Origin of the sequence: Romboutsia sp., assembly GCF_035470145.1 — a bacterium.
In the GTDB taxonomy this organism is placed as follows: Bacteria; Bacillota; Clostridia; order Peptostreptococcales; family Peptostreptococcaceae; genus Romboutsia_D.
This window is the reverse complement of record NZ_DATIRC010000256.1, coordinates 1-7555: the sequence shown is the minus strand read 5'-3', so window position 1 is coordinate 7555 and position 7555 is coordinate 1. Positions and strand designations below refer to the sequence as shown.

Here is a 7555-nt window from a genome sequence, read left to right as displayed (position 1 = left end):
AGTGGATTGAAACATTAAATTATGTAAAGTTAATAGATGAATTAAACATAGAGATATTAAATAGTAAGATTGAAGAACTAACAAACTTAGATAACTTAGATGTAATTGAGTTTGATTCCAATTATTTTAATAATATAAAAGAGTATATAAGACTATAAAAAGAATACAACTAGAGATAGATTGTGTTTTTGAAGGAATCATAATACTATTGAGATGCGCAATCAATGGGAAGGACTGAACATTAAGGAAGTTTTCAACTTTGGATAAATTGGAGAACGTGAATAAAGTGTAGACAACTGAATATTAAGGATACCGTGTGGAAATAAAGTTGGAAACTCGATATAAACACGGAGTGCATAGTGGAGCTTTGGTATTATAAAAAATAAAAACTCTTCTGAATTAGATATTTGGGTAAAAAAATATTAAATTTAAATATTAGAGAATTGAAAAGTTTTGTGAATGGATTAAAGTTATTAAAAGAATTATGTATGGTAGAGGTAATTTTGAAACTTTGCGAAATAAGGTACTAAAATTTGAAAAATACAAATAATCAACCAAGTTTGGAAAGAACCAAATAGTAAGTATAAAACACACAAGCCCTATAAGTAGAATAATCTTCTATTTGTAGGGTTTTTATCATATAAATTATCTATTTCTAAAAATTAAACCCCAAAAGCAACAACGGTACAATATATGACGATTCAAGTTATACCTCTTTTATATTGCAAAATCATAAGAAATTAAATTAATACCTGTAATTATGAAAAATATATTACAGTTGACTAAAAATAATAAATTCAAAAGTTACAAATTAGTTACATATTTTATAATTAATATTAATATATATACCTATAAGCAAATTTAAAGTTAGTTTGCAAAATAAAGGGGGACTGTTATGAAAGAAGGTAAAGTAATAATAGCCAGTATAATAGGAGTATGTATAATGTCGATTTTATTAGGTGGATATTGGACCTTAAAAAAAGAGCAACTAAACATAGTAGTTAAAGGGCAAGAACAAAATATTTCGACTTTCAAAACAACTGTGAAAGAATTATTAGATGAAGCAAACATAACATATGATAAAGATGATAAAATAACACCTAGTTTAGATACTAAACTAGTTGATTATATGGATATAAAAGTTACAGAAGTAAAAAAATTAACACAAAAAGAATATGAAAATATTCCTTTTGAAGTTAAGTTAGTAGAAGATAAAAATTTAGAAAAAGGAAAGACGAAAATAGAAAAAGAAGGTAAAGAGGGGAAAAAGGAAGCAGTTTATGAACTTACATATAATGATGGAAAGTTGGTAGATAAAAAATTAGTTAAAGAAGTTATATCACAAGAGCCAACAGATAAGGTTGTAAAAAAAGGTATAAAAGAAGAAATAATAGTTGCATCAAGAGGTGCTAATTCAAGACATATGAAAGTAGTAGCAACAGCATATGCAGGAGATGGTATAACATCCACAGGAACAAGACCTAAGTGGGGAACTATTGCAGTTGATCCGAGGGTTATACCATATGGTTCAAAAGTATATATACCTCAATTTGGAATGACTTTTACAGCTGAAGACTGTGGTGGTGCAATAAAAGGAAACAAAATAGATATTTTTATGGGAAGTAAAAGCCAAGCGTATAGTTGGGGAAGAAGAACTATAGATATATATCTAACAAAATAAATTTAATATTTAGGGTGTAATTCTCATTCCTCATTAAGGTTGGAGAATTACGCCCTATTGTAGTTTATAAATTAAAAAAATTATAAACTTGATGTATAAATAAATTCAATACAAGCAAAGCAAACTATTGATATTATCGATTTGTAGAAAGTTGAGTAATAATGTAAAATATGAACTGTTATTAAGTATAATTAGAAAAAGTTAAAGGGGAAATATTTATGAATTATACAATAAGAAAAGATCAAATGACTCCAAAAGAAAGAATGAAAGCTTTTGGAGCTGGAAAAGAAATAGATAGAATACCATGTTGCCCTTTTCTAGGAGAAAGCGTTTCTCCTGTTTTTGGACATACAATATATGAATATAATCATTCAGTAGATGTATTAGTAGATGTAGCAATCGGAAGTTTTGAAAAGTTTTGTCCGGATAGCATAGGTTTTGGACCAGGACTTCAAGGCATACCTGAAGCTATGGGAAGCGAAGTTATATTTCCGACAAACAACACACCATATATAAGCAAGCCTGCTATAAACGATTACAGTGAAATTGGTAAATTAAACCCTATAGACCCTTATAAGGATGGAAGAATACATTACTTTTTAGAAGCACTTAAAATAACTAATGAAAAATTAAATCATGTAGTAGGTGTAGGAACTTCTGTAGGGGGACCTTTCACTACAGCGTCTTTTTTAAGAGGAACTGATAAATTTTTAAGAGATTTAAGTAAAAATAAAGAGATGGCACATCAACTTTTAGAAATATCAACACAAAGTGTTATAAATTATATAGATGCAGCATGTGATATAGGATTAGCTCCAAGTTTAGCAGAACCAAATGCATCTTGTACTATGATTAGTGAAAAAAACTTTGTAGAATTTGCAAAACCATATCTAAAAAGATGTATGGATAGAATCATAGAAAGAACAGGTGGAGGAACAACACTTCATATTTGTGGAAAAACAAAAAAAGTTTGGGGTCATATGGTTGACATTGGAATATCTAACTTAAGTTTAGATAATATAGAAGATATTGGAGAGCTAAAAGATGCGTATGGCGACAAAGTATGTTTAATAGGAAATGTAGACCCTGTTGAAACAATAATGAGGGGGACTAGAGAAGATATATATAATGAAGCTAGAGAATGTATACGTAAAGCACATGATAGTAAAAAGGGATTTGTATTAAGTACAGGTTGTGATGTTCCTATAGGAACAGATCCAGAGAAAATAATAGCACTTATGGATGCTGCAAGAATATTTGGAGCGTACCCAATTAACATAGATGAGTTGTAGGAGGTAAAGATTATGTCAAATTCAAAAGAAGCTTTATTAAATAGATTAGCACAATGTGTTGTAGAAATGGAAGACGAGATAGTTGTAGATATAGCAAAAGAATATATAGAAAATGATTTTGATGCTTATGAAGGTATAGCTAAAGGATTAGCTTGTGGAATGGAAGAAGCAGGTAAGTTATACGAAGAAGAAGAGTACTATATACCTGAACTTCTACTATGCTCAGATGCTATGTATGAAGGAATAGATATATTAAAGCCGCATTTAAAAAAAGATGACACTAAAGAAAGTTATAAGGCAGTAGTAGGTGTTGTTGAAGGAGATACACACGATATTGGTAAAAATTTATTTAAAATAATGTTAGAAACTTCAGGGTTTGAAGTTTATGACCTAGGAAGAGATGTAGCGCCAGTTGATTTTATAAATAAAGCTAAAGAAGTAAATGCAGATGTAGTAGGTTTATCAACTCTTATGACAACTACTATGGACAATATGGAAGTAGTTATAGATTTACTAAAAAAAGAAAATATGCGTGAAAATGTAGTTGTAATGGTAGGTGGAGGGCCTATATCACAAAGTTTTGCAGATAAAATTGGTGCAGATGGATATGCTTATGAAGCTTCAAAATCAGTAAAACTTGCAAAGGAATTAGTTATTAAAAAAAGAGCTAAGCATAAAGAGGTGGTATAGGTGAATCCAAAGGAAAGATTATATAAGGTTTTAAAAGGGGAAAAAGTAGATAGACCTCCTTGCATTTGCCCTGGTGGAATGATGAATATGATAGTTGAAGATGTTATGGATATAGAAGATGTCAAATGGCCAAAAGCTCATATTGACTCTAAAATGATGGCGGATTTAACACAAGGTATGTATAAAAACAATGGATTTGAAAATTTTGGAGTTCCATTTTGTATGACTGTAGAAGCAGAAGGAATGGGTGCAGATGTATATATGGGAACTAAAAATACTGAACCTAGAGTAACTCAGTATCCAATAGAGTCTGTTGCTGATTGGAAAAATTTAAATAAAATAGATGTTAACAAAGGTAGAGCAAAAGTAGTTATAGATGCTATAAAAATTTTAAAGGAAAGAAATGAAGAAGTTCCAATAATAGCAAATTTAACAGGACCTATAAGTTTAGCATCATCGCTTTTAGAACCTATGATATATTACAAAGAAATTAGAAGAAAAAACCAACAAGCTCATGAATTTATGGAATTTGTTACAGAGAACCTTATAGAATTTGGGAAAGCTCAGCTACAAGCAGGAGCAGATGTTCTTACTATATCAGATCCTAGTGGTACAGGAGAAATATTAGGCGCTAAAACTTTTAATGAATTTGCAATTCCATATTTAAATAAGATAATAGATACATTAAAAAGTTATGCTCCTGGAGGAACTATTATACATATATGTGGAAGATTAAAGAGCATATATAAAGAATTAAATACTTTACATAGTGATGCTATTAGTTTCGATTCTATAACAAGTGCTAAACAGGTTATTGAAAACGTACCTAATAAAGTTATTATGGGAAATATTAGCACATTTGCACTTGAAAATAGCGATAAAGAAAGTTTAGAAGTTATGTGTAATTCCTGTTTAAATAGTGGTGTGGATATATTATCTCCTGCTTGTGGAATAGGGGTAAGAACTAAACTTGAAAATATTAATGTTTTAGTAGAGTGTGCTAAGAATCATAAGAGATAAAGAGGTATCATATGAGTAATTTATATGTTAATGATAAAAGTTATGAATTTGAAAAAGGTAAAAACCTTTTAGAAATAATTCAAATGAATCACCTAGGGATGGAAAGTCCATGTGGGGGAAAAGGGATTTGTGGTAAATGTAAGATTAAAATATTAAATGGTGATATAAATAATCCAACAAATGAAGAATTAAAGTTTTTAACAAATGAAGAAATAGACAATAATATAAGACTTAGTTGTTTGGTTTATCCAAAGGGAGATATAAGTATAGATTTTTTAGATAATGACAAAAAAAATCATAAAATCTTAACGGATGGATATATGCCGGAATTTAACAAATCGCCATTTCTTTCAAAAAAGGTTTATAAGATAAATAAACCTACTTTAGAAAAAAATTTATCTTATGAAGATATTTTGATAAATACTATAGAAGGTAAATTAAAAGATAAATACACAATATTAAAATATCTACCAGATATATTTGAAAAAGATGAGTTTACAGCAGTTTACTTAGACAGTGAATTAATAGGAATAGAAAATGATGATACTAGCGATAAATTGTATTCTTTAGCGATAGACATAGGAACTACAACAGTAGTTGCATCATTAATAGATATAAATAGTGGATATGAAGTAAGTTGTGAAAGTGAAATAAATCCTCAAAAAGAATATGGTTTAGATGTATTATCTCGTATTAATTTTGCAAAAACAAAGCAAAATGGATTAGATATATTACATAAAATTATTATAAATTGTATTAATAAATTAATTGAGAATTTATGTCAAAAAAATAATATTAATAAAGAAAACATATATGAAGTTGCAGTAGCTGCAAATACAACAATGATGCATATATTATTAGGGATTAGTCCAAGCTCAATAGGAAAATCACCGTATTCTCCAGTATTTGTAAGTAGTAAAAACATAAGTTCTTCATCTTTAGGAATTGATATATCAACATTTGGTAGAGTTTACTTATTACCAGGGGTATCAAGCTATATTGGAGCTGATATTGTAGCTGGAGTTTGTGTATGTGACTTACATAAAGCTGATAAGAATATATTATTTATTGATATAGGAACTAATGGAGAAATTGTCTTATCTAAAAAAGGAGAGTTAACTTCATGTTCTTGCGCAGCAGGACCAGCCTTAGAGGGTATGAATATAAGCTGTGGAATGAGAGCAGGAGAAGGAGCAATAGAAAATATAAAAATAGGAGACACTATACAAACTAAAGCTATAGAGGATAAAGATCCGATTGGAATTTGTGGAAGTGGAATTGTAGATGCTATAAGTGAATTAGCTAGATTAAAACTTATAGGAAAGACAGGAAGAATAAATAAAAAAAGTTCAGTTGAATGCGATGAAAATTTAAAACACTTAAGTGAATGCATAGTAGACGAAGATAAAAAAAGAAAGTTTGTACTAATCAAAGAACCTAAAGAAATATCTATAACTCAAGAAGATATACGTCAAGTACAATTGGCAAAAGGAGCTATATTGTCTGGATTTTATACATTAGTTAATGAAATGAATATAGAAATTAATGACTTAGATGAAGTTATTATTGCAGGACAATTTGGAAAACATCTTAGCGTAGAGAGTTTAGTTGGAGTTGGAATTATTCCAAAAGAACTTAAAGAAAAGGTAAGGTATATAGGAAATTCTTCAAAAACAGGAGCTGTTATGACACTACTTTCTAAAGATATTAGAAATAGTATGGAGAATATAGCAAAAGATATAAATTATTTTGAACTATCTACAAAAGAAGGTTATGAAAGACTATTTACAGATTGTTTGAAATTTTAAGAGGGTGAAGACATGATAAAGGTAGATATAATTTCAGGTTTCTTGGGATCTGGAAAAACAACATTAATAAAAAAGCTTCTACATTCATTTAACAATGAAAAAGTAGTTATAATAGAAAATGAATTTGGAAAAATAGGAATTGATGGAGAGATTATAAAAAAAGATGGATTTGAAGTAATAGAACTTCAAAATGGATGTATTTGTTGTAGCATAAAATTAAACTTTAAAGACACTATTTTAGAAATAATTAAAGAATTAAATCCAGATCGTATAATTATAGAACCAACAGGTATAGGACTATTAAGTGAGATAATAGCAATGCTAAATGATTGTAAGATAAAAGAAAGTTGTGTCATAAACTCTTTAATTACTGTGGTTGATGGTATTAATTATTTTGATTATATAGATAGCTTTGGAGATTTTTTTGAAGACCAAATACTAAATGCATCTATGCTTATAATAAGTAAAAGTCAATTTATAGATGATAATATATTAAACGATATATTAAATTCTTTAAAAAATATAAATAAAAGAGCATATATAGTATCAGAAAACTGGGAAGATTTATCTTCTAAAGATATAATAAATTTATTAAATGGAAATGTACTTTCTGATTTAAATTATTTACATAAAAAAGAAATAAATGAAACTATGAAAGGTATAACCTCTATATCTATTGAGCCATCAGATACGTATAATATAGATGAACTAGAATCTATATTTGAAAATTTAAAGAGTGAAAGATTTGGTAAAGTAATAAGAGGTAAAGGATTTTTAGATAGTAATAATAAACTTTTAGAATTTAATTATATAAACGGACATTATACTATAAATGAAAGTAAAATAAAAACCAATCCTAAAATATGTATTATAGGAAAAAATCTAAAAAAAGATAATATAATTAATATTTTTAGATAGAGGTATATATTATGAAAAATACTTTTAAATGTAACCAAAATGATAATGAAGCTATACCTATAGAAATTATATATAATACGAATTTAAAATTTCCAGATTTACATACCAACTGTAAAGATATTGCATATATATCTAAAAAATTGAAG

6 protein-coding genes are annotated in these 7555 nt (G+C 28.1%); all 6 read left to right on the top strand.

Annotated elements, in window-relative coordinates:
- Positions 1-895 precede the first annotated feature (895 nt).
- The 6 genes from VLM92_RS10920 to VLM92_RS10895 all read left to right on the top strand — a co-directional run bounded on the left by VLM92_RS10920 (position 896) and on the right by VLM92_RS10895 (position 7409).
- On the top strand, positions 896-1681 hold the full coding sequence (locus VLM92_RS10920; RefSeq protein ID WP_325276379.1) for a G5 domain-containing protein: 786 nt from the start codon (positions 896-898) through the stop codon (positions 1679-1681).
- 218 nt (positions 1682-1899) lie between these two features.
- A complete protein-coding gene (locus VLM92_RS10915; RefSeq protein ID WP_325276378.1) occupies positions 1900-2973 on the top strand; it encodes a uroporphyrinogen decarboxylase family protein in 1074 nt (357 codons plus the stop codon).
- Positions 2974-2985: 12 nt separating this feature from the next.
- Entirely contained in the window at positions 2986-3663 is a 678-nt protein-coding gene (locus tag VLM92_RS10910) for a corrinoid protein (protein ID WP_325276377.1), read from the top strand.
- Positions 3664-4683 (top strand): MtaA/CmuA family methyltransferase, encoded by a 1020-nt coding sequence (locus tag VLM92_RS10905; protein WP_325276376.1) that lies wholly within the window; start codon positions 3664-3666, stop codon positions 4681-4683.
- A gap of 11 nt (positions 4684-4694) precedes the next feature.
- Positions 4695-6491: an ASKHA domain-containing protein gene (locus VLM92_RS10900; protein ID WP_325276375.1), complete on the top strand. Its 1797-nt coding sequence runs from the start codon at positions 4695-4697 to the stop codon at positions 6489-6491.
- A gap of 12 nt (positions 6492-6503) precedes the next feature.
- Positions 6504-7409: a GTP-binding protein gene (locus VLM92_RS10895; protein ID WP_325276374.1), complete on the top strand. Its 906-nt coding sequence runs from the start codon at positions 6504-6506 to the stop codon at positions 7407-7409.
- Positions 7410-7555: the final 146 nt, after the last annotated feature.